This window comes from Microbacterium sp. GbtcB4 (assembly GCF_019091465.1).
In the GTDB taxonomy this organism is placed as follows: Bacteria; Actinomycetota; Actinomycetes; order Actinomycetales; family Microbacteriaceae; genus Microbacterium; species Microbacterium paraoxydans.
On the sequence record NZ_JAGXJJ010000813.1, the window covers coordinates 1 to 229 of the forward strand.

The 229-nt window shown below is 71.6% G+C and carries 1 protein-coding gene; it reads right to left on the minus strand.

Annotation, left to right across the window (positions count from 1 at the left end; genetic code table 11):
- Positions 1-229: hypothetical protein (locus KVS71_RS19710; protein WP_217585360.1), on the minus strand; the 229-nt coding region annotated here is incomplete at both ends.

A 229-nucleotide genomic window follows, 5' to 3' on the forward strand; every position in this document is an offset into this window, starting at 1 on the left:
TCCGAAGTAACGGCGAGCTTCCACGTAGATGCCGTCGTCGCCTACTACCGCTACGAGCTGGTTCAGCTCCGAAGCGCGCTTTGCGTAGGTGATGCCGCCGAAGTTCAGCTTCGCGGCCTCGGGGTGGGGGATGGCGGCGACGATGGGGTGCGGCGGGGGGGGCTGGTCCGGCTGGTGCGCCCGGGCCTGGCGCCGCAGGGGGGAGGCCACCCAGGCGTCGGGGACTCGG